This window comes from Streptomyces sp. NPDC054757 (assembly GCF_053612185.1).
This window is the reverse complement of sequence record NZ_JBSHBW010000031.1, coordinates 1-22,136: the sequence shown is the minus strand read 5'-3', so window position 1 is coordinate 22,136 and position 22,136 is coordinate 1. Positions and strand designations below refer to the sequence as shown.

At 72.9% G+C, this 22,136-nt stretch carries 20 protein-coding genes; 4 read left to right on the top strand and 16 right to left on the bottom strand.

The window, feature by feature from the left end; translation table 11 throughout:
- Window positions 1-66: 66 nt before the first annotated feature.
- Window positions 67-642 carry a histidine phosphatase family protein gene (locus ACWGKJ_RS28660; protein WP_385029173.1) on the bottom strand — a complete coding sequence of 192 codons (576 nt, stop codon included), beginning with the start codon at window positions 640-642 and terminating at the stop codon, window positions 67-69.
- A 125-nt stretch (window positions 643-767) separates the two neighbouring features.
- Window positions 768-2,204 (bottom strand): aminotransferase-like domain-containing protein, encoded by a 1,437-nt coding sequence (locus tag ACWGKJ_RS28655; RefSeq protein WP_385029170.1) that lies wholly within the window; start codon window positions 2,202-2,204, stop codon window positions 768-770.
- On the opposite strand from ACWGKJ_RS28655, the gene ACWGKJ_RS28650 reads away from it, so the two are divergent.
- Both ACWGKJ_RS28650 and ACWGKJ_RS28645 read left to right on the top strand, forming a co-directional pair.
- Window positions 2,203-3,147, top strand: coding sequence for a DMT family transporter (locus ACWGKJ_RS28650; RefSeq protein WP_385029167.1), 945 nt, complete (start codon window positions 2,203-2,205; stop codon window positions 3,145-3,147). The two genes, ACWGKJ_RS28655 and ACWGKJ_RS28650, sit on opposite strands and share 2 nt — an antisense overlap.
- A gap of 142 nt (window positions 3,148-3,289) precedes the next feature.
- Window positions 3,290-4,150 (top strand): 3-hydroxybutyryl-CoA dehydrogenase, encoded by an 861-nt coding sequence (locus ACWGKJ_RS28645; RefSeq protein WP_385029164.1) that lies wholly within the window; start codon window positions 3,290-3,292, stop codon window positions 4,148-4,150.
- A 175-nt stretch (window positions 4,151-4,325) separates the two neighbouring features.
- Here ACWGKJ_RS28645 and ACWGKJ_RS28640 read toward each other — a convergent pair whose 3' ends face one another.
- From ACWGKJ_RS28640 to infC, 8 genes are all read right to left on the bottom strand, one after another.
- Window positions 4,326-5,381 carry a PP2C family protein-serine/threonine phosphatase gene (locus ACWGKJ_RS28640; RefSeq protein ID WP_385029161.1) on the bottom strand — a complete coding sequence of 352 codons (1,056 nt, stop codon included), beginning with the start codon at window positions 5,379-5,381 and terminating at the stop codon, window positions 4,326-4,328.
- 323 nt (window positions 5,382-5,704) lie between these two features.
- A complete protein-coding gene (pheT, locus tag ACWGKJ_RS28635) occupies window positions 5,705-8,230 on the bottom strand; it encodes a phenylalanine--tRNA ligase subunit beta (RefSeq protein WP_385029158.1) in 2,526 nt (841 codons plus the stop codon).
- Window positions 8,230-9,357 (bottom strand): phenylalanine--tRNA ligase subunit alpha, encoded by a 1,128-nt coding sequence (gene pheS / locus ACWGKJ_RS28630; protein ID WP_385029155.1) that lies wholly within the window; start codon window positions 9,355-9,357, stop codon window positions 8,230-8,232. The genes pheT and pheS overlap by 1 nt, the downstream gene beginning before the upstream one ends.
- Before the next feature lie 122 nt (window positions 9,358-9,479).
- Window positions 9,480-10,622: an ATP-binding protein gene (locus tag ACWGKJ_RS28625; RefSeq protein WP_453315855.1), complete on the bottom strand. Its 1,143-nt coding sequence runs from the start codon at window positions 10,620-10,622 to the stop codon at window positions 9,480-9,482.
- A gap of 54 nt (window positions 10,623-10,676) precedes the next feature.
- The gene (locus tag ACWGKJ_RS28620) at window positions 10,677-11,534 is read right to left on the bottom strand and encodes a TrmH family RNA methyltransferase (RefSeq protein WP_385029154.1); all 858 of its coding nucleotides are present in this window, start codon (window positions 11,532-11,534) and stop codon (window positions 10,677-10,679) included.
- Window positions 11,535-11,805: 271 nt separating this feature from the next.
- Window positions 11,806-12,192 (bottom strand): 50S ribosomal protein L20, encoded by a 387-nt coding sequence (gene rplT, locus ACWGKJ_RS28615; RefSeq protein ID WP_164266673.1) that lies wholly within the window; start codon window positions 12,190-12,192, stop codon window positions 11,806-11,808.
- Window positions 12,193-12,297: 105 nt separating this feature from the next.
- Window positions 12,298-12,492, bottom strand: coding sequence for a 50S ribosomal protein L35 (rpmI, locus tag ACWGKJ_RS28610; RefSeq protein ID WP_164266672.1), 195 nt, complete (start codon window positions 12,490-12,492; stop codon window positions 12,298-12,300).
- Between the two features lie 123 nt (window positions 12,493-12,615).
- Window positions 12,616-13,287, bottom strand: coding sequence for a translation initiation factor IF-3 (gene infC / locus ACWGKJ_RS28605; protein WP_385029149.1), 672 nt, complete (start codon window positions 13,285-13,287; stop codon window positions 12,616-12,618).
- A 361-nt stretch (window positions 13,288-13,648) separates the two neighbouring features.
- Between infC and ACWGKJ_RS28600 the strand changes: the two genes are divergently transcribed.
- Complete coding sequence (locus ACWGKJ_RS28600; protein ID WP_385029146.1) at window positions 13,649-14,029, top strand: DUF1844 domain-containing protein; 381 nt, start codon at window positions 13,649-13,651, stop codon at window positions 14,027-14,029.
- Window positions 14,030-14,178: 149 nt separating this feature from the next.
- Here ACWGKJ_RS28600 and ACWGKJ_RS28595 read toward each other — a convergent pair whose 3' ends face one another.
- The 4 genes from ACWGKJ_RS28595 to ACWGKJ_RS28580 form a co-directional block, all read right to left on the bottom strand.
- Entirely contained in the window at window positions 14,179-14,892 is a 714-nt protein-coding gene (locus ACWGKJ_RS28595; protein WP_385033777.1) for an MIP family channel protein, read from the bottom strand.
- Window positions 14,893-14,980: 88 nt separating this feature from the next.
- Window positions 14,981-15,706, bottom strand: coding sequence for an SseB family protein (locus ACWGKJ_RS28590; protein ID WP_385033774.1), 726 nt, complete (start codon window positions 15,704-15,706; stop codon window positions 14,981-14,983).
- Window positions 15,707-15,858: 152 nt separating this feature from the next.
- Entirely contained in the window at window positions 15,859-17,067 is a 1,209-nt protein-coding gene (gene mycP / locus ACWGKJ_RS28585) for a type VII secretion-associated serine protease mycosin (protein ID WP_385033771.1), read from the bottom strand.
- A gap of 182 nt (window positions 17,068-17,249) precedes the next feature.
- Window positions 17,250-18,032 carry a hypothetical protein gene (locus ACWGKJ_RS28580; protein WP_385033768.1) on the bottom strand — a complete coding sequence of 261 codons (783 nt, stop codon included), beginning with the start codon at window positions 18,030-18,032 and terminating at the stop codon, window positions 17,250-17,252.
- 710 nt (window positions 18,033-18,742) lie between these two features.
- On the opposite strand from ACWGKJ_RS28580, the gene ACWGKJ_RS28575 reads away from it, so the two are divergent.
- On the top strand, window positions 18,743-19,945 hold the full coding sequence (locus tag ACWGKJ_RS28575; protein WP_385033765.1) for an amino acid deaminase/aldolase: 1,203 nt from the start codon (window positions 18,743-18,745) through the stop codon (window positions 19,943-19,945).
- Window positions 19,946-20,031: 86 nt separating this feature from the next.
- On the opposite strand, the gene ACWGKJ_RS28570 is transcribed toward ACWGKJ_RS28575, so the two are convergent.
- Window positions 20,032-21,093: a DUF2510 domain-containing protein gene (locus ACWGKJ_RS28570; RefSeq protein ID WP_453315854.1), complete on the bottom strand. Its 1,062-nt coding sequence runs from the start codon at window positions 21,091-21,093 to the stop codon at window positions 20,032-20,034.
- Between the two features lie 158 nt (window positions 21,094-21,251).
- Window positions 21,252-21,836 (bottom strand): cupin domain-containing protein, encoded by a 585-nt coding sequence (locus tag ACWGKJ_RS28565; protein WP_385033762.1) that lies wholly within the window; start codon window positions 21,834-21,836, stop codon window positions 21,252-21,254.
- Window positions 21,837-22,136 lie beyond the last annotated feature (300 nt).

Here is a 22,136-nt window from a genome sequence, read left to right as displayed (position 1 = left end):
GCCGGCCCGTCCGGCTCGGGCCGTATCCGCGAAGGGGCGGGATGCCCGGACCAGCGGACGGCCGGCTCAGCGGACGGCCGTGTCGAGGCGCAGGCTCCAGCGCCCCGGCAGTCCGGTCAGGGTCACCGTGGAGAGCGGCGGCACATCGACGTTCCAGTACGTCGACGGGGGCGCCTTGAGCGCGTAGACCAGGGCGGCACGGACGACGGTCGGCTCGGCGACCGCGACGATGGAGCCGTCGCACGGGGGCCGGGTCTCCAGCCAGTTCCCTATCCGTGAGATGAACCCCAGCAGCGATTCGCCGCCGTGCGGGGCCGAGCGCGGGTCGGAGAGCCAGACGTCGACCGCGGCGGGTTCGCGCGCCGTCACCTCGGCCAGGGTGAGCCCGCGCCAGCGGCCCATGTCGCAGTCGCTCAGGGCGGGTTGGAGCAGCGGCGCGAAGCCGAGCGCGTCGCCGGTGGCCCGGCTGCGTGCGGTGGGTGAGCAGTAGCGCAGCTCGGCCGCGGCCAGCGGGACGAGGGAGCTCGCCGAGAGCTGCACCTGGTGCCAGCCCGCGTGGTCGAGAGGCCGGTCGTCGTCGAAGCGCTCGGCAAGCCGGGAGGAACTGCGTGCGGCGGCGACCAGCGTGACGCGAACGCTCATGGCCGCGATCGTGCGACTGAAACCCCGGTGGGTCAAGAGTCGGCGGCACAACCGGCGCACGCGGGGTGCACGGCACGCGGGATGCACGGCACGCGGGGTGCTCGGTACGCGTGGCCCGCGCGCCCTCAGCCGAGCACCTCGTCGCACGCCGTGCGCAGCCGCCGTACCCCTTCGGCGATCTCGCCCGCCCCGGCCACCCCGGCGAAGCTGAGGCGCAGGTGCGGAGCGGGCGGTTCCGCGGAGAAGTAGGGGCGGCCCGGCGCCACCGCGACGCCGGCGCGCAGGGACGCCGAGACCACCGCTGCCTCGTCCGTGCCGTCGGGCAGCCGCAGCCAGAGGTGGTAGCCGCCGCTGGGGACGTACGGGAGGTCCAGTTCGGGGACGCTGCCGCGGAGCGCCGCCGTGAGGGTGTCCCTGCGGTCCTTCAACTGCCCGGAGACGGAACGGAGATGACGGTTCCAGGCGGGCGAGCCGACCAGTTCGACGGTGGCCTCCTGGAGCGGGCGCGGGACGAAGAAGCTGTCGACGACCTGGATCGAGCGCAGCCGCTCGTACACCGGGCCGCGGGCCGCCAGCACCCCGACCCGCAGGCTGGGCGATGTCGCCTTGGTGAGCGAGCAGACATGGACGACCACTCCGTCGTGGTCGTCGGTGGCCAGCGGTCTCGGCAGGGGCCCCGCGTCCTCGTGGACGAGCCTGCGGACGAAGTCGTCCTCGATGATGAACGCCCCCGCTTCACGGGCGATCCGCAGGACTTCCGGGCGGCGGGCGGTGCTGAGCACCGCCCCGGTCGGGTTCTGGAAGAGCGGCTGGCAGACGAAGACCCGGGAGCCGGTGGCGCGGAACGCGTCGGCGAGCAGCTCCGGGCGTACGCCGTCGGGATCCACCGGCACCGGCACCGGCCGCAGCCCCGCCGCGCGTGCGACGGCCAGCATGCCCGGATAGGTCGGGGACTCGACGAGCACGGAGGCGCCGGGCGGCGCGAGGGCGCGAAGCGCCGTACTGAGCGCGCTCTGGCCGCCCGCCGTGACCAGGACGTCGGCCGCGCCGACGGGGCCGCCGATCCCCCGTGCGAACCACTCGCGCAGCTCGGGGATGCCGTCGACCGGGGGCCTCCCCCAGGCCCCGGGCCTGCGGCCCGCTCTGGCGAGGGCGGCGGCCATGGCCTGCTCCGGCTGGAGCGAGGCGTGCAGATAGCCGCCGTTGAACTCGATGACGCCGGGCGGCGGCGCGGCGAGCGTGACCAGCACCCCGGACGCGTCCACGGCACGGGGCGCGGCGTCGGTCGCACCGTCGGCGCTGAGTGCGATCTCCTGCCAGGAGGTGTCACCGGGCGCCGGGACGTCCCTGCGTGGCCGCGCCCGGAACGCCCCGGCGCCCGGCCGGGTCACCACGAGCCCCTCGGCGGCGAGCTGGGCGAGCGCTCTGGACACCGTCACCGGGCTGACCCGATAGGACTCGACCATCGCCCGGCTCGACGGAAGCTTTCCATCAACCGGATAGCGGTTCAGCTCCGCTTTCAGGGATTTCACGAGTTCTGCCACGCTGCTACGCTCATACATGACACTACAGAATAGCGCTACCGAAGATCCCTCGATAGCAGTGAGCGGCCACGCGGACGGCGCTGCGGGCCGGACCGGCCACACAGCCCGCAGCGGCACCTCGCTCGCCGGGCTCGGCGTCATCGCGTTCTCGCTGACCTTTCCGGCGACCGCCTGGGGACTCGAAGGGTTCGGGCCCTGGTCGCTCGTCTCCGTACGCTGTGTGCTCGCCGCCCTGCTGGCGGGCGGCGCCCTGCTCGCCTCGCGCGCCCCGGTGCCCGAGCGGCGCCACTGGGCCGGTCTCGCGGTGGTGGCCGCCGGGGTGGTCCTGGGCTTCCCGCTGCTGACCACACTGGCGCTGCAGACCTCCACGACCTCGCACGCCGCTGTGGTCGTGGGGCTGCTGCCGCTCACCACGGCCGCCTTCTCCGCCCTGCGGACCGGCGCGCGCCCGTCCCGCGCCTTCTGGGCCGCCGCGCTGGCCGGAGCGGGCGTCGTGATCGCCTTCACCGTGCAGCAGTCCGGCGGGGCGGTGTCCCCGGGTGACATGTATCTCTTCGGCGCGCTGCTGATCTGTGCCGCCGGCTACACCGAGGGCGGCCGGCTGGCGCGCGAGATGCCGGGCTGGCGGGTGATCGGCTGGGCGCTGGTGCTCTGCCTGCCCCTGGCCGTGGCGGGGAGCGCGGTGGCGCTGACGCTGGAGCCCGTCCACCTCACCGCCCACAGCGTCGCCGGGGTGCTCTGGGTGGCGGCGGGCTCCCAGTTCCTGGGGCTTGTGGTCTGGTACCGCGGTATGGCGGAGATCGGTGTGGCCAGGGCCAGCCAGCTCCAGCTCGCCCAGCCGCTGCTGACTCTGGTCTGGTCGGTCCTGCTGCTGGGCGAGCATCTGCCGGTGGCCGCTCCCGTCGCGGCGGTCGCGGTGCTCGTCTGTATCGCGGTCACTCAGCGTTCCAGGACGAGATAGTCATGAATGCCCCTGTTTGCGCAGTGAGCGTTGGTTAACCCGGAGGCCCGGCCGCCCGCAGGTCAGGAGTAACGTCTGGGGGCCGGGCGGGCGCCGGAACCATACGGGGTACTCGCCCGCGACGATCTGCGAAAGGCTGGATGTGACCGACATCGAACGCGTCGGAGTGGTGGGCTGTGGCCAGATGGGCGCGGGAATCGCCGAGGTCTGTGCTCGCAGCGGCCTTGAGGTGATGGTCGCCGAGACCACCGGCGAGGCTCTGGAGATCGGCCGCACCAGGCTCCACAACTCCCTCTCGAAGGCCGCGGAGCGCGGCAAGATCACCGAGGAGGAGCGCGACGCGACGCTCGGCCGGCTGAGCTTCACGACCGACCTCGGGGAGTTCGCCGACCGCGACCTCGTCATCGAGGCCGTCGTGGAGAACGAGCAGGTGAAAACGGAGATCTTCCAGGTGCTCGACCAGGTGGTGACCCGGCAGGACGCGATCCTGGCCTCCAACACCTCCTCGATCCCGCTGGTGAAGCTGGCCGTCGCGACCTCCCGGCCCGACCAGGTGATGGGGATCCACTTCTTCAACCCCGCGCCCGTCCAGCAGCTCGTCGAACTGATCCCGGCGCTGACCACGTCCGAGGAGACGGTCACGCGCTCCGAGGCGCTGGTCCAGGGCATACTCGGCAAGCACGCGATCCGCGCCCAGGACCGCTCGGGCTTCGTGGTGAACGCCCTGCTCATCCCGTACCTGCTCTCCGCGATCCGGATGTTCGAGTCCGGCATCGCGAGCCGTGAGGACATCGACAACGGCATGGAGATGGGCTGCGCCCACCCGATGGGCCCGCTGAAGCTCGCGGACCTGATCGGTCTCGACACCGTCGCGTCCGTCGCCGACTCGATGTACGCCGAGTTCAAGGAGCCGCTGTACGCCGCTCCCCCGCTGCTGCAGCGCATGGTCGACGCGGGACGGCTCGGCCGCAAGACCGGCTCGGGCTTCTACCCGTACACCTGATCCGGCCGTACATCTGATCCGGACCGTCGGACCAGCGAGAAGTGAGGGGCGGGGCGCCACTGGCGCCCCGCCCTCGCCCCACCCCTCACTCGCTGCCGGGCCCCTTCCCGGCGGTGCGGTACCAGAGCCGCCGCGCCGACCGGCCTGGTGCCGCCCCGGATGACCGGTGACGGTCTCAGAGCGCCGACCGCGCGGTACGGACCGGGTCCGGCCTGCCGAGCGTCCTGCTGCGGTCGTTACGCAGGACGAGCAGCGCCACATCGTCGGTGACACGGCCGCCGGTGTGCCGGAGCAGCGCCCGGTGCACCCGCTGGATCACCCGGGCGGGCGCGGGGACCCCGTCGGCCGCCGCGTCGCGGAGCACGTCATCGAGGCGGAAGAACCGGCCGCCCGGGTCCCGCGCGTCGGTGGCACCGTCGGTGTGCAGGAGGAGCGCGTCACCGGGGAGCAGCCGGCCGCACCGCCAGGACTCGACGGCCGCGGGCAGCGGGAACGTCCCCAGCGGAGGCAGCGGCTCTCCCCCGCGGACCCGTCCGGCCGCCTTCCCCAGCCGGTAGGGCCACGGATGCCCGCAGTTGACGGCGGTCATCCGGCCGTCCGGGTCGATCTCCAGGAGCAGTACGGTCACGAACTCCTCGGCCGACGGATGGCCGGGCTCGGCCCCGCCCGCCGCCGGGTGCTCCTGCCGGGAGCGCTCCCGCAGATGCCGTTCCAGTGCCCGCTCCAACCGCCTTGCCACGCCCGGCAGTCCGGGCTCGTCGTGCGCGGCCTCCCGGAAGCTGCCCAGGACCGCGGCCACCGCGCCGATCGCCGCGAGCCCGTGACCCCGTACGTCACCGATCACCAGCCGCACCCCGTGCACCGTGGCCAGCGCCTCGTAGAGGTCCCCGCCCACCACCGCGCCCCGGGAGGCGGAGAGCTGGCTCGCGGCGACGGTGAGACCGTCGATCCGGGCGGGCAGCGGCCTGAGCAGCACCCGCTGGGTGGCGCACGCGACGGCGCGCGCCTGCTTCAACTCCCTTACGGGGCCCAGCCGGACACCCGCGAGGACATAGCCGGCCAGCGAGAGCAGTGCGGCGCTGAGGGCGAGCCGGACCGTGATGCTGTCGTCGCCGGCCGGCGAGCGGACCAGCTCCCAGCCGACCACGGCGGCCAGCCCGAGCGCGGGAAGGCCGAAGACGACCGCTCCGCGCCACCCCCTGGTACGGATCATGACCCTGGTACGGATCATGCCGCCGGCCCCTTCACCCCGGGCCGTCCGGCGGTCGAGGGGGCGGGGTCGCGGGGTGTGGCGCACGGGTTCGGGGCGTTGTCGTCGGCCACCATGGCTCTTCTCCCACTCCCCAGGTGCCGGTCGTTCTTATGATCGGGCGGGTCGATTCTGTCGGCGGCGCGGCCCGTTGGCGTAGATCCGCAGCGCTTCTCACCCGAACGAGTGAGGGGCGCGCCCGGAGATCCGGACACGCCCCTCAGTGGTTCCCTTACGCCATGGGTTCCCGTGCGCCAGTGTTCCTGTACGCCCGTGGTTCCCGTGCGCGGAACGGCAGTTGGCGGTCAAGCGCCGCGCAGCACCGCCCCGGTCCGCTCCGCTGCGAGCGCCACGGCGGCGTCACGCGCGGCGGTGGCCTCGTCGACGGTCAGCGTGCGGTCGGCCGCGCGGAAGCGCAGCGCGTACGCCAGGGACTTGCGGCCCTCACCGATCTGCTCACCGGTGAAGACGTCGAACAGCCGCAGCGTTTCGAGGAGTTCACCGGCGCCCTCGTGCAGCGCCGCCTCGACGTCCACGGCCGGCACCCCGGCGGGAACGACGAGCGCGACATCCTGGGTCGCCACCGGGAAGGAGGAGATCCGGGGCGCGACGAGTGCGGTGGCCGCCCGCTCCAGCACATCGAGCTCCAGCTCCATGGCGCAGCTGCGCTCAGGGAGGTGGAACGCCTTGACGACGCGCGGATGCAGCTCGCCCGCGTGCCCGGCGAGGACTTCGGCCCCGTCGACGACGGCATACAGCGCGGCGCACCGGCCCGGGTGCCACGGCTCGTACCGGTCGCCCCGGACGATCAGCTCGACCCCGGCCTCGCGGGCGACGGTACGGGCCGCCTCGACGGCATCCGCCCAGTCGGCCGGACGGCCCTTGCCCCACCAGCCGGCCTGCTCACGGGCGCCGGCCAGGACGGCCGCGACGTGGCGCGGCTGACACGGCAGCACAGCGGTGATTCCGGCGATTTCCTCGTCGGTGGGCCTGCGGTCGACGGGCAGCCGCTCCGGCACCCGCTCGTCGCCGGTCGGCCGGAAGACCAGACCGGTCTCGAAGAGCGCGAGGTCCTGGGAGCCGCGCCCGGTGTTGCGCCGCAGCGCGCCGAGCAGCCCCGGCAGCAGCGTGGTGCGCAGCGCGGGCTCCTCGTCGGAGAGCGGGTTGACCAGCTTGACCGTGGTGCGGCGGGGGTCGTCGGCGGCCAGCCCGAGCTGGTCGAAGGCGGCGTCACCGGTGAACGGGTAGTTCAGCGCCTCGACGAAGCCGGCCCCGGCCAGCGCGCGGCCGACCCTGCGGTGCAGCCGCTGCCGCTCGGTGAGCCCCCGGCCGGCCGGCGGCCTCGGCAGCGTCGACGGGAGGTTCTCGTACCCCTCAAGACGGATGACCTCTTCGGCCAGGTCGTTGGGGTAGGCGAGGTCGGGGCGCCAGGACGGCACGGTGACGACGAGCTCGTCCTGCCCGTACACGTCGCAGCCGACCTGCTGGAGGCGGCGTACGACGGTCTCCCTGCCGTACGCCACGCCCGCCACCTTGTCCGGGTGGTCGGCCGGCATCTGGAGGGTGCGCGGCGCCGAGGGCGCGACGATCTCGGTGACCCCGGTCTCGGCGGTGCCGCCCGCGAGCAGCACCAGGAGGTCGACGGTCCGCTGGGCGGCGGCCGATGCCGCCTCCGGGTCGACGCCCCGCTCGAAGCGCTTGGACGCCTCGGACGGCAGCTTGTGGCGGCGTGCGGTGCGCGAGATGGAGAGCGCGTCGAAGTGCGCGGCCTCGATGATGACGTCGGTGGTGCCGCTGAGCCGGCCCGTCTCCGGGTCGGCGGTGACGTCGGCGATCTCGGTGTTGGCCCCGCCCATCACACCCGCGAGGCCGATGGGGCCGCGGTCGTCGGTGATGACCAGGTCCCCGGCGTCGAGGACCCGGGCGGTGCCGTCGAGCGTGGTGAACTTCTCGCCCGCCACAGCCCTGCGCACACCGATCGGACCCTCGATCCTGGCCCGGTCGTAGGCGTGCAGCGGCTGGCCGAGCTCCAGCATCACGTAGTTGGTGATGTCGACGGCGAGCGAGACCGGCCGCATTCCGGCCTTCTGGAGGCGGCGCTGGAGCCAGATCGGCGTGCGGGCCTCCAGGTCGAGGCCGGTGACGGTACGGGCGGTGAAGCGGTCGCAGCCGCGCGGGTCGGCGATCTTCACCGGGTAGCCGAACGCGTTGGGCGGCGCCACGTCGAGCAGCGCCGGGTCGCTCAGCGGCAGCCCGTAGGCGGTCGCGGTCTCGCGTGCGACGCCGCGGATCGACAGGGCGTAGCCGCGGTCGGGGGTGACGGCGATGTCGAGCACCTCGTCGACCAGCTGGAGCAGCGCGATGGCGTCGGTGCCGGGCTCGTGGCCGGGCGGCAGCACGATGATGCCGTGGCTGCCGTCATCCCCCATGCCCAGCTCGTCGCCCGAGCAGATCATGCCGTGCGAGGTCTTGCCGTACGTCTTGCGCGCGGCGATGGCGAAGTCGCCGGGCAGCACGGCGCCGGGCAGGACCACGACGACCTTGTCGCCGACGGAGAAGTTCCGGGCGCCGCAGACGATCTCCTGCGGTGCGCCGGTTCCGTTGGCGCTGCCGACGTCGACGGTGCAGAAGCGGATGGGCTTCTTGAACCCCTCCAGTTCCTCGATGGTCAGGACTTCGCCGACGACCAGCGGACCCTTGAGGCCCGCGCCGGTCTGCTCGACGGTCTCGACCTCCAGGCCGACGCCGACCAGCTTGGCCTGTACGTCACGGCCGGTCTCGGTGGCGGGGAGATCGACGTACTCCCGCAGCCAGGAAAGCGGGACCCGCATCAGATCTCCATCCCGAACGGCCGGGTGAACCGGATGTCACCCTCGACCATGTCTCGCATGTCTTCGACGTTGTGGCGGAACATCAGCATCCGTTCGATGCCGAACCCGAAGGCGAATCCGCTGTACTTCCGGGGGTCCACACCGCAGGCGGTGAGCACCTTGGGGTTGACCATCCCGCAGCCGCCCAGCTCGATCCAGCCCTCGCTGGAGCAGGTGCGGCACGGGCGGTCGGGGTTGCCGACCGAAGCGCCGCGGCAGACGTAGCACTCCATGTCCATCTCGGCGGACGGCTCGGTGAACGGGAAGTAGTTCGGGCGCAGCCGGGTCGTCATGTCCTGGCCGAAGAGCGCCTGCACCATGTGGTCCAGGGTGCCCTTGAGGTCGGCCATGGTGAGGCCCTCGTCCACGGCGAGCAGCTCGATCTGGTGGAAGACCGGTGTGTGCGTGGCGTCCAGCTCGTCGGTGCGGTAGACCCGCCCAGGGCAGACGACGTAGACGGGCGGCTCACGGTCGAGCAGAGTGCGGGCCTGGACGGGCGAGGTGTGCGTCCGCAGGACGACTCCGGACTCGTCGCCCTCGGTGCCCTCGGGGCCCTGGACGAAGAAGGTGTCCTGCATCTGCCGGGCCGGGTGGTCGGGCGTGAAGTTGAGGGCGTCGAAGTTGAACCACTCCGCCTCGACCTCGGGTCCTTCGGCGATCTCGTAGCCCATGGCCACGAAGATGTCGGAGACCCGCTCCATGAAGGTGGTCAGCGGGTGGCGGGCGCCGGCGGGCGTGCGGTCGTAGGGGAGTGTGACGTCCACCGCCTCCTCGACCAGGACCCGCTCGTCGCGCTCGGTCTCCAGCTCCGCCTGGCGGGCCGCGAGAGCCTTGTTCACGGCGCCGCGCGCCATGCCCACGCGCTTGCCCGCGTCGGCCTTGGCCTGCGGCGGCAGCGCGCCGATCTCGCGGTTGGCCAGGGCCAGCGGCGAGGTGCCGCCGGTGTGGGCCGTCTTGGCGTGTGCGAGCGCGTCGAGATCACCGGCGGCGGCGAAGGCGGCGAGCGCCTCGTCCCGCATCCGCTCGATCTCTTCCGGTTTCAGTGCCTCGACCTCAACAGGGTCGTACGACTTGTTCGGTGCCGACATCTCTTCCCGTACTTCCGATTGCTGGCTGAGGCGACCTGCTCGCCGACAGCGACGTCAAGGACGCAAACGTGCCAAAGGTCGATTCTAGAGGCCGCCAGGGGGCGGAGTGGCCCGCAGGTCCTCTAGGCCAGATAGGCCGGAGCCCCTACGGGCAGAATAAATCGGAACTCCGCACCGCCACCCGCCCCGCGGCCGACGGTGATCGTCCCGCCGTGCGCCTCGACGATGCCCTTGACGATGTACAGGCCGAGCCCGGTGCCACCGCGCTTGCTGCCCCGCCAGAAGCGGGTGAAGACGCGGCTCATCGACTCCTCGGGGATACCGGGGCCCTCGTCGGTCACTGTGACGCCCGTCCCCTTCTCGTCGTTCTTCGCGGCGGCTTCCGCCACCTCGATAGTGACGGTTCCCTCACCGTGGCGCACCGCGTTTTCCAGCAGGTTGCCGAGGATCTGGTCGATCTTGTCCGGGTCGGCCCAGAGATCGGGCAGCGGCTGCCGGATCCGGACCAGGAACCGGTCGGGGTCCTGGCCGGACGCGGTGTGGGCCTGGATGTGCCGGCTGACGGCGGCGCCGATGTCGACGGGCTGGCGGCGCAGCTCCAGGCGGCCCGAGTCGATGCGCGAGATGTCGAGCAGCTCGGCGATGAGCCGGGTGACGCGGTTGGCATCGGCGTCGACGGTCTCCAGCATGAGCCGCTTCTGTGCGTCGGTGAAGCGCTCCCACTTCGCGAGCAGCGTCGCCGTGAACCCTTTGACAGAGGTCAGCGGGGAGCGCAGTTCGTGCGCGACGGTGGCTATCAGCTCGGCGTGGCTGCGCTCGGTGCGGCGCCGCGCCTCGGTGCCCCGCAGCGAGACGACCACCCGCCGGACGGGCCCGGTGGGGTGCTCCCGTATGTAGCGCGCGGAGACCAGCACCTCGCGCCCGCCGGGCAGCAGCAGATTGCGCTCGGGCTGCCCGTAGCGGATGGCGAGCCCGCCGTACGGATCGGTCAGGGCCCACCAGCGGCGGCCCTTGAGGTCCTCCAGGGGCAGCGCCTGCTCCAGCGGGCGGCCCAGCGCCTCGGAGCGCGGTACGGCGGTGATCCGTGCGGCGGCGGTGTTGAAGCAGACGATCCGGCCGTGCTCGTCGGCGACGACCAGGCCGTCGGGGAGTTCGTCGGGGTCGACCCCGGCTCCGGTATGGCCGTCCGGGCCGCCGGACGCGCCGGTTCCGTACGGCAGTGGTCCATTGCCGTGCGACGACTCACTGCCCGATGAGACAGCCATCCCCGTATCCCACCTCTCCGAATAGCGCAGTGGGCCCCCGAGTGCGTCACCCTACTAGCTGGAGGTGACGGAGCGGCACCCTCCGGAAGCGCGCTGCGCACGGGCGGACGCGTAGAGGCAGACGGCGGCGGCCGTGGCGAGATTGAGACTCTCGGCCCGGCCGTGGATGGGGACGCGGACGACGGCGTCGGCAAGGGCCCTGGTCTCCTCGGGGAGCCCCCACGCCTCGTTGCCGAACACCCAGGCGCTCGGGCCGCCCATGGTGCCGGCGTCGAGCTCGGCGTCGAGGTCGTCGTCGCCCGCGCCGTCGGCGGCGAGGATCCGCACCCCGGCGGCCTTGAGCCCGGCGACGGCCCGCTCGACCGGGACACCGACCGCCACGGGCAGATGGAAGTGCGAACCGACCGACGCCCGCACGGACTTGGGGTTGTACAGATCGACGGATGCGTCGGTCAGGACGACGGCGTCGGCGCCCGCCGCGTCGGCGCAGCGCAGCACCGTACCGGCGTTGCCCGGGTCGCGTACATGGGCGAGTACGGCCACCAGCCGGGGGCGGGCCGCGAGGATCTCGTCGAAGGGCGAGTCCAGGAAGCGGCAGACACCGACAAGGCCCTGCGGGGTGATGGTCTGGGAGAGTTCGGCGAGTACGTCGTCGCCGGCCAGGTGGACACGCGCCCCGGCGTCGTGCGCCGCGGCGACGATGGATGCGTACCGCTCGGCGGCCTCCGCCGTGGTGAACAGTTCGAGGAGTGTCGGCTCGCCGCCGACCCGGTGGTGCACGGCCTCGCGCACGGCCTGCGGCCCCTCGGCGATGAACCGGCGTTCCTTGGTACGGAAGTTGCGCCGGGCGAGCCGCCTGGCGGCGGCGACGCGCGGGGAACGCGGGGAGATCAGCTCGGCGGGGGTGCCCATGGTCGGCGTTTCACCTTACTCACGTATCGACGTACGGAACTGCGGCCGTCCGGCTGCTGGGGCCGGGGCCGGGCGTCGGTCTGCGTCGGCCTGCGTCGGTCCGGTCCGCGCGGGTCGGTATCGGTCCGCGCGGGCCCGTGTCCGTCCCCGCCGGTCCGCGGTGCGACCCGCGGGGAGGGAGGCACGATCGGCCCGCCGAACACAGCGGACCCGCAGGCGGATTCCGCCTGCGGGTCCTGCCGGCCGGGCTCCGGCTGAAGTGCTTGCCTGATCAGGCAGCGGTCTTCGGCGCGTTGACGTCGCTCGGGAGCGCCTTCTGCGCGACCTCGACCAGCGCGGCGAACGCGTTGGTGTCGTTGACGGCCAGCTCGGCGAGGATCTTGCGGTCCACCTCGATGTTGGCGGCCTTCAGACCCTGGATGAGGCGGTTGTACGTCATGCCGTTCTCGCGGGCAGCGGCGTTGATGCGCTGGATCCACAGCTGACGGAAGTCGCCCTTGCGCTTCTTGCGGTCGTTGTAGTTGTAGACCAGGGAGTGGGTGACCTGCTCCTTGGCCTTGCGGTACAGGCGCGAGCGCTGACCGCGGTAGCCCTTGGCCGCTTCGAGAACTGCCCGGCGCTTCTTGTGGGCGTTGACTGCCCGCTTGACGCGTGCCACTTGTTGACTCCTTGTAGCGGGGCCGTGGGTGAACTCACACGGCCCGGAAACGAATTGGTCCCGGTCCCGACATCGCGCCCCCGGGGGTCACCGGGGGCGGCGACGTCACTTGCCGAGAAGCTTCTTGATCTTCTTGGCGTCGGCCGGGGCCACCACGACGGTGCCGGTCAGCGAACGCGTCTTCTTGGACGACTTGTGCTCCAGCAGGTGGCGCTTGCCGGCGCGCTCACGGAGCACCTTGCCGGAGCCGGTGATCTTGAAGCGCTTGCTGGAGCCGCTGTGCGTCTTGTTCTTCGGCATCGCGCCGTACTCTCCTCGTCAGTGGCACTCCCCCGGTGCAGGGCACCGGAGACCGGGAGCGTCAGATCGTTGGTATGTGTTCCGGGCGGAACCCCGGGGCCGCCTGGCTGGAGGCCCGTCCGGTCACGCTTCGGAGGTGGTCTCGGCCGGAGTGTCGGCCTCTGCCTCGGCCGGAGCCTCGGCGACCTCGTCCGCGGACCCCTGACGCTCCGCCTTACGGGCGGCCTGGGCCTCACGCGCCTCGGCCATGGCCTCGGTCTTCTTCTTGTGCGGGCCAAGCACCATGATCATGTTTCGGCCGTCCTGCTTCGGGTTCGACTCGATGAACCCGAGGTCCTCGACGTCCGAAGCGAGACGCTGGAGCAGCCGGAAGCCCAGTTCGGGGCGGGACTGCTCGCGACCGCGGAACATGATCGTGATCTTGACCTTGTCGCCCTGCTTGAGGAAGCGCACGACGTGACCCTTTTTGGTGTCGTAGTCATGCGGGTCGATCTTCGGCCGGAGCTTCATCTCCTTGATGACCGTGTGCGCCTGGTTCTTGCGCGCCTCACGGGCCTTCATGGCCGACTCGTACTTGAACTTCCCGTAATCCATGAGCTTGCACACGGGCGGACGGGCGGTCGCCGCGACCTCGACCAGGTCGAGGTCGTACTCCTGTGCCAGCTCCAGGGCCTTGGCGAGCGGGACAATGCCCACCTGCTCGCCGCTGGGTCCGACAAGTCGCACCTCGGGAACGCGAATCCGGTCGTTGATGCGGGGCTCGGCGCTGATGGATCCTCCTCGGTAGCACCACACGGCTCTCTGGCAGACAGCCGCGTAACGTCTGTTTAGACAGACCAACCGCACCTGGAACTGAAAAACGCCCCGGACGGGACACAGGCGGGAGCTCCTCACATACCGGAGCACCGCCGCGTCTGCCGCGGGGCGCACATCGGGTGGCTTCCATCGTCCGTACGGAACGATGGGCGCCGCCTGACCGGTGACCCGCCGTCCCGGAGGACAGTCAGGTGGGAGATCGGAGCCTCCACTTGTGGGCCGGGCACATAGATGTCCGGCCGGTCGTTACACAAGGTTAGCACCCCGGACCCGGTGCTGCGAACCGGTGCGCTGCGGCCTCCGCGCGGGGGCGCCGGGGCCACGGCATATCGTGTGCCTCATGAGCGACGCGACCCCCTCCCCCGCCCCCGAAGAACCTGCCGAGGCCCCCGGCTTCGACTCCATGACCCGTGACATCGCGGACGTCCCCGCGGTCGAGGTGATCACGACGGTCGCGGTGCATCTGATGAGCTCGGCCGCCGTCAACCTGGGCCTGGCCGAGGACGGCGAGAAGCACAAGGACCTCGACGAGGCCAGGAAGCTGATCCAGGCGCTGGCCGGACTGATCACGGCGAGCGCCACGGAGATCAGCTCCTTCCACGCGGCTCCGCTGCGCGACGGCCTGAAATCGCTCCAGCTTGCCTTCCGCGAGGCGTCCGCCGTGCCCGACGAGCCGGGTGAGGGTCCGGGCGAGAAGTACACGGGGCCGGTCTACGGCTGAGTCAGGGGCCTTGGTCGGGTACCGGTACCCGACCAAGGCCCGGCCCGGTCCGGACGCCGGAACACCGGCGGCCGGTCCGGGCCGGGAAGCGGGACGGAGAGCTTTCAGACCTGGAGCTGTCGGACCTCGAACCGTCAGACCTTGAGCCGTCAGACCTCGACGTCCGCGTGCGCGAGCCCCACGGGGTGGGTGAACCGGTGCGCGTACGCCGCGAGCGCCCCGCCGATCAGCGGCGCCACGATGAACAGCCACAGCTGGGAGAGTGCGGCGCCGCCCGCGAAGAGGGCCGGGCCGAGGCTCCGTGCCGGGTTGACCCCGGTGCCGGTGAGCGGGATGCCGATCAGATGGACCCCGGCGAGCGCCAGGCCCATGGGCAGCCCGTCGAAGCCCACGACGGCCACCTTGTGGGTCACGGCCAGGACGACGAAGACGTAGACGAAGGTCAGTGCCAGTTCCGCCAGGAAGGCGCCGCCCAGATTGATGTGGACGGCCGAGCGGCTGTCGAACCCGTTGCTGCCGAACAGGCCGTCCGTCTTGATGCCCGGCACCTGCTTGGCGAGCAGGAAGAGCAGCGCGGAGCCGACGATGGCGCCGAGGAACTGCGCGATCCAGTACTCCACCGCCCTGCGTACGTCGATGCGCCCGGCGAGCAGCATGCCCATCGTCACGGCCGGATTGATGTGGCAGCCGGAGATCGAACCGAGCGAGTAGGCGAGCGCCAGCATGGTGAAGCCGAAGGTGAGCGCGATGCCGAAGGCACCGATGTACTCGCTGGCGAGCACCACGGATCCCACCGCGATGAACACCAGCAGCAGAGTCCCCAGGAACTCCGCGGCTATCCTCCGCGTCTCCGTCGTCTCCATAGCTCACACCTCACGAAGATTGTCGGATTTCTCCGCAATTATTCGTCGGAAGAGCCCGGACTGCCTCCCGGGGACTCCGCGGGCCGGGTCAGCGTGCGAAGAGCGGGGTGTTGGGAGCGGGCGCCGCGGCGGGCAGCAGGGCCAGGTCGAGCCCCCGTACCAGCCGGGCCCTGAGCACCTCGTGGGCGGCCAGCCCGGCGGCGATGTCGGTGGCCGCGGACCGGTCGGCGCCGGGCGCCAGGACCAGCGCGAGGGTGCCGTCCGCGTTCCCCGGGCCGAGATGGGCGCGGAGCACATCCGGGTGGGCGGCGACGACGTCGCGTACCGCCTCCACCACGGCCGGGTCGTCCAGCGGATCCGTGCTGGTGCGCCCCTCGGCCAGCGCGAGCAGCGCGGCGCCCTTCAGCTCGTACGGGACCGGGCCCGCCAGATCGAGTACGAGGGTGTCGGCACGCTCATGGGCGGCGGCCTGGAGCGCCTGGTGGAGCGGTACGGCGACCGGGCGGGCCTGCGGGTCCCAGCGGGCCAGCGACGCGGTCGACGTGAAGGCCGGGAGCGCCCTGCGGTCACCGGCCTGGAGCGTCGGGACCGCCATGTCGCTGGACTTCTCGCGGCGCAGTCCGTCCTCGCCGGTCTCGGCCTCCCCCAGGATCGCGACGACCGGCACCAGCAGCCGGGCGTCCTTCAGCGCTTCGAGCACCATCGGCTCGGCCGCCCTCTCCTGCGACCAGGCGGCGAGTGCCGCGGTCAGCCGGGGGTCGGCGGTGCCGTCGTCGTCGGAGAATCCGGGGTCCGGGATGTTCTTGAGCGCCACGCCCTGAGCCTAGTACCCCGGCGGAACCGCTCCACCGCGCACCCGGCTGGGGGGCTCCGGCCATACCGGCGGGGATCGCGGTCACGGGGTGGAGGTGCGGCGGCGCGGGAAAGAAGACGGCGGCGCGAAGGGGGCGGTGGTGCCGGCCGCCGTCACAGCGGCCGGCGGAACCCGCCGGGACCGGCGCCGCGCGGACGCCTGGGCGCGCCTCCCCGCCACAGCACCAGAGCCCCGGCCAGCAGCAGCACCCCCGCGCCGCCCGCGAGCGGGACCGCCCAGGCACCGGCCCCTCCGCCGCCGGGCTCGGTGTCCGGGCCCGGCCCGAAGTACCTCTTCCCGTATCCGGCGGCCTCCGTACGGAGTTGCGCCGGGGCGAGCTTCGCCGCCGCCGCGAGCGCCGCCGCCGGGTCGACCATGCCGTATCCGCGGGAGTCGTCGCGGCCCCCCTGCGGGGCGTCGCGGGCGGTGTCCATCAGCAGCTTCTTGATCTGCGCGGGGGTGAGGTCCGGGTACTTGGCCCGGACCAGTGCCACCGCGCCCGAGACGAAGGCGGATGCCGCGCTGGTGCCCCAGCCCTCGTAGTACTTACGGTCGGGGTCGGCGATCACGACGTCGACGCCGGGGGCGCTGACGGTGGCGTACCAGCGGCGGGTGGAGAAGGAGGCGTGGGTGCCGTAACGGTCGACGGCGGTCACCGCGATGACCCCGGGGTAGGCGGCCGGGTAGGAGATGTGGTCGCCGTCCTCGCCGCCGTTGCCCGCCGACGCGACGACGACGGCGCCCTTGGACAGCGCGTACTGGACAGCCGCGTCCTGCCCCGGCTCCGGGCGGGCGGACGCGCTGTCGTCCCCGAGCGAGAGGTTGATGACATCGGCGTGGTGGTCGGCGGCCCAGCGGATCCCGGTGGCGAGGGCGCCGCCGCGCGACGCACGGGCCTTCTTGATCTCCGGGTCGCTGCCTTCGAGGATCACCCGGACCGGCAGGATGTGCGCCTCGGGTGCGATGCCGAGTACACCGTCCGCCTGGCCGGGCCCATGGCCGTGACCGGCGATGATGCCGGCCATGGCGGTGCCGTGCCGGGCCCAGGACCGGTCGCCCTGCTTCGCGCCGAAGCCGATCAGGTCCCTGCCGGGGAGCACCTGTCCCGCGAGGTCGGGGTTGGCGCTGTCGACCCCGGTGTCGAGCACGGCGACGGTGACGCCCCGGCCCTTGCTCGTACGCCATGCCTGCTGGGTGTGCATGGCGGCCAGCTCCCACTGCTGGGCGCGGATGGAGTCGGCGCGGGCGGGCACGGCGGGCAGCACGGTGAAGGCCGCGGCGCTGAGCACGGCGGTGAGTACGGTCGGTACCCGGCGTCTCATCGGTGCTCCTCCGTGCGGTTCTCGGGGTAATTCTGCGGGTGGTTCCCCATGTGGTCCGTGCGGTTCCCCATGTGGTTCTCCGTGCGGTTCAGGGCTTCTCCGTGCCGTGCGGGCGGGCGGGTGGGGCGGTGGTTCGGCGGTCAGTGGCGCGGGTGCGCGGTAGTGCGGGTGCGCCGTGGTGCTCAGGGCTTCGTGGTGGCGGCGACGTTCTTGCGCAGGGCCCGTTCGACACGCTCCTCGATGCCCTTGGCCTCGTGGCCGAGTCCCGCCTGGGCCGCGTCGGTGGTCTGCGACTGCTCCATGGCCACGGCGGCGGGCTGTGGATCGGTGACCGGGCGTCCGTCGGCGAACCCCGATACCGCGTACACGACGACCGGCGCGTCCGTCAGGACGCTCACCGTCCAGCTCGCCCGCTGCCGGTCGCCGAAGGAAGCGGCAGGTGTGGACTTCACCGGGTAAGTGCCGGGCATCAGATCGGTGCGCCGGCCGAGCCCCTCGTCGGTGAACCGGCGGTGCAGAGCGGTCATCGCCTCCGGATCCGCCTCGGTGAAGACCATCCCGACCGTGGTCACACTGCTGCTGGTGGCATCGGTGTACGTCGCACGCACCAGCCTGTCGCAGCCCACCGGCTGGAGCGCCCGCAGCAGCATGGGGTCGAGCCGTCCTGTGCAGGTGCTGTCCGGGGCGACGCCCACCCTGGTCCACGTGCGGTCGGCGCCGCCGGGGCCCGCTCCGGTGCCCTTGAGCGTCGGCGGGAAGAGGGTGTCGACGGGGGTGCTGTGCCACAGGGCACGGGCTGCGCTGAACCCGTCGCCGGGACCGGCCGCCGCGCTGTCGCCGCTGAGCGCGCTCCCGGCCGCCGCGCCCCCGATCAGCCCGAGCCCCAGGACCACGGCGGCCGCTGCGGCGGCGGCCCTGGCGGGGTGCCGGGCCGGGACCGGCCGCAGCCGGGTGGTGGTCCCCACAGGCGTCTCGGCCGTGGCCGCAGGCGGCTGCGGGTGCGCGGCCGGGGGCCCCGCGCCGGGCCGCGGGGTGAGATCGACAGCGCCGACCGGTCTGCGACGGACGGCCGGGGGCACGGCGGGCCGGGGCGGGACGGCAGGCGGCGCGGCGGCGGGCCGTGACGGGAGCACTGGGGGCGCCGTGGTGGGCCGGGGCGGGAACGCGGGCGGTGGGGCGGTCGGCCGCGGCGGGACGCCGGCAGGCGGAACAGGCGGGGCTCCGGCAGGTAGAACAGGCGGGACGGCCGGTGCGGCGGCAGGCGGGAGAGGCGGCGCGGGGGCGGAAGCCGCGATCGGCCCGGCCGGAGATCCAGCGGGCGCCCCGCCGGGCTGCGAAGAGGCAGCAGGAGCAGGGGACTCGGCGGACTCGGGTGCGGCGGCGACGGGCCGCAGCCGGGTGGTCGTCTCGGTCGGAGCCTCGGACGGGGGCTTCCCCGGGCCGGGCCGCGCGGGCGGCGGCTCCTTCGGGTGGGCCGGGAAGGACGGGAAGGGGGCACGTCGCGCTCCGGTACTCATCCGCCCCCCTGTGCGTCCGCCCGAATTCGCCTTCCCGGCGGGTCCGTCGGTCACTCTACGGGCTGGCAGGCGGCCTGCGGGACCCGGACGGTGCGCACGCGGCATCTGCCCAGAACATCCCCCTACCCTCCGGTAATCATGTCTGGCAGGCTTCCGCCATGACGCCCCGTGCTGCTGACCGGACCCGGTACGACCGGGCCACCGCCGCTCTCGATGCCCCGCTGGCCATCGTCGACCTCGAAGCCTTCGACGCGAACGCCGACGACCTGGTCCGCCGCGCGGCCGGCAAACCGATCCGGGTGGCCAGCAAGTCCGTACGCTGCCGGGCACTGCTGGAACGGGTGCTGGCACGGGACGGGTTCGCCGGGCTGATGTCCTTCACCCTGGCGGAGTCGCTGTGGCTGGCCCGGTCCGGCTTCGACGACGTGCTGCTCGCCTACCCGTCGGCCGACCGCGCGGGCTACGCGGAGCTCGCGGGCGACCCCAAGCTCGCCGCCGCCGTGACCGTGATGGTCGACGACCCGGCCCAGCTGGAGCTGATCGACGGCGCCAGGGACGGCGGCCGCGAGGAGATCCAGGTCTGTCTGGAACTGGACACCTCACTGCGGATGCTCGGCGGGCGGGTACGGATCGGGGCGCTCAGGTCGCCGCTGCGCGACCCGGCCCAACTGGCCGAGCTGGCCCGGTCGGTGGCGCGCCGTCCGGGGTTCCGGCTGGTGGGTCTCATGGCGTACGAGGGGCATGTCGCGGGGGTGGGCGACTCCGTCGCCGGACGCCCGCTGCGCTCCCGGGCGGTGCGGCTGATGCAGTCGGCGGCCCGCAGGGAGCTGGCGGTCCGGCGGGCCGCCGTGGTGCGCGCGGTGCGGGCGGTGGCGCCGGATCTGGAGTTCGTCAACGGCGGTGGGACCGGCAGTGTCCAGCACACGGCGGCCGAGGACGCGGTGACCGAGATCGCGGCGGGTTCCGGCCTCTATGTGCCGCGGCTCTTCGACAACTACACCTCCTTCAGCGGGCGTCCGGCGGCCCTCTTCGCCCTGCCGGTGGTGCGCAGGCCGGGTGTGGGTGTGGTGACCGTGCTCGGCGGCGGCTACCCGGCGTCGGGGGCGGCGGGCCCGGACCGGCTGCCGGTTCCGTACCTTCCCGAGGGCCTCCGGTACGACCCGCAGGAGGGGCCGGGTGAGGTCCAGACGCCACTGCTGGGCTCGCCCGCCGACGATCTGCTGATCGGGGACAAGGTGTGGTTCCGGCATGCCAAGGCGGGTGAGCTGTGCGAGCGGTTCGACGCACTCCAGCTGGTCGAGGGCGACCGGGTGACCGGCACGGCGCCGACGTACCGCGGTGAGGGGCACACCTTCCTGTAGGGGGCCTGCCCGGCTCCTGCCCGGCTTCCTGTAGGGCTGCCCGGCCGGTCAGTGGCCGATGTGCTGCGTAGGGCCTGCCGCGCCGGTCAGTGGCCGATGCTGCTGCCCACGCCACCGCCGGTGGCGTCACCGATGGGGCGGATCCCGCGGGTGACGGTGTCCATGAGGCCGAGCGGCGGCCCTGCGGATCCGGCGTCGAAGGCGAACCGCACCACCACCATCGACTCGGAGCCGACGGGCGAGGGAAAGGCGACGGTCTGGACGTAACCGCCGGGCCCCGCACCGGTCCTGACCCGCCAGAGGACCAGATAGCCGGTGCGGCCGGCGACGGTCACGGACCGGGACTTGAGCCGGGTGTGCGAGGTGATGCCGTCGTAGTTGAGGTCGCCCACGAGATCCCGGTCGTACGCGCTGTCGGCGGCGTCCTCGATGTCGGCCTTGGCCACGGCCTCCGCGGAGGGCAGATCGGTCCGGTCGGCGGTACGTGAGGTGACGGTGCCGTGGTAGCAGAACGAGGCCGGGTCGCCCGGACAGTCGTAGGCGTGGCCGGTCCGCATGGTCGTCACGTCGTCGACCGTGCTCGTCGGCTTCTCCCAGCCGTCGGGGACGGGCAGGGTGACGCCGTTCAGTTCGTCCACGAGCAGCGAGGGGTCGGCGGCCGACGGCGTGCTGGCCCCCGGGCTGTGCGATCCGGCGGCCGTGGCAGGGGCGGATACGGGTGTGCGGGCGCCGGCCGGGGAGTGGGCCGTGCTGCCGTGTCCGCCCCTGTCCGCCACCGTGACCGCCACGGTCACGGCCACCGCGACGGCGACCACCGCGGCCGCGGCGACCGGCACCGCACGCGGCAGACGGCCGGGGCCACGCCGGCCCGCCCGCCCGGGGCCGGGCCCGGGTGGCGGGCCGAAACCCTGCGGCGCGGCCTGGTGCGCCGCAGGCCGGGGCGGACCGGAACCGGCGTGCGGCTGCTGCGGGCCGACACCCCCGGGCTGCGCGCCGAGTCCTTCAGCCTCCGGCCGCATGGGTCCGGGCTGCCGCGGAACGGCCTCGTGCGGACGGGTGTGCACGGTCCAGTCGGCGCCGTCCCACCACCGCTCGGTGGCGGGCCGTCCGGTGTCCGGGTACCAGCCGGGCGGGGTGGTGTGGGTCATCCGGACACTTTAGAGTCCGGCGGCGGAGGCCGGGCCGGACTCGGGTGACGACGGTAGGCGGGCGGGCAGGCGGCCAACGGGTCGGCAGCCGGAGCAACGGGCCGGCTGGGGCGCAGCAGGGCAGCACTCCGGCGGCCGCCCCCGTCGCATCGCCCGCGTCAGTGCTCCGGGCGCCGCGGGTCGGCGGTCGCGTCCACGTGTTCGGCGACCGCGACGACCAGGATCCGGGTCTCTGGCACCGTGGCACGCCAGCGGTGCGGCACTCCCCCGGAGAGGAACAGGCTGTCGCCACGGCCCAGCCGGTACGCCCGGCCCTCGGCCTCCACCTCGGCCGCGCCCTCGGCGATGTACAGCACCTCGTCGTTGCGGTGCTGGAACTCGCGCCCGGTCTCCTGCTCGCCCGTGAACTCCATGGCGTGCAGCTGGTGGTGTCCGCGCACCAGGTCCCGGATCTGCGGCTCGGGCTCCTGGGCCGCCCCCGCGGCGGGGTCGGCGCGGACCACGTCGACCGTGCGCCCCGTGTCGGACACGGCCAGCAGCTCCACGGCCGTGGTCTCCAGCGCGTCGGCGACCCGCTGGAGCGAGCGTTCGCTCGGCCGGGCCCGCTCGTTCTCGATCTGGCTGAGGAAGGGCACGGAGAGCCCGCTGCGCGCGGAGACCTTGGCGAGGGTGAGTCCCAGCGTGCGGCGGCGCCTGCGGACGGCGGCACCCACGCGGAACGCCTCCTTCTCGTTGGCGTCCATTCCTGGTTCCCCTCCCCTAGGGCCTTTCGCCGTTCGTGTCTGCAAGCACCTTACGCAGCTTCGGGCCATGGGAGGGACCTCCTGTCACACCCGCGTCGTACGACCTTTCCACCGTACGGCCACGCGTCCGCCGGGCCCGCTGCCCTCACCTGCGTACCACGGGCGCGAAGTTGACCGGCCGCAGCCGGGAACGCCGCGCCGAGCTGGCACAGCACCCCGATCGTGCTGAGCGTGACCCGGTGTATCAGGAGGTAGGAGGGAGGGAGGTTCAGCTGCCTGCCGAGCTGGTGGGCGGGGGAG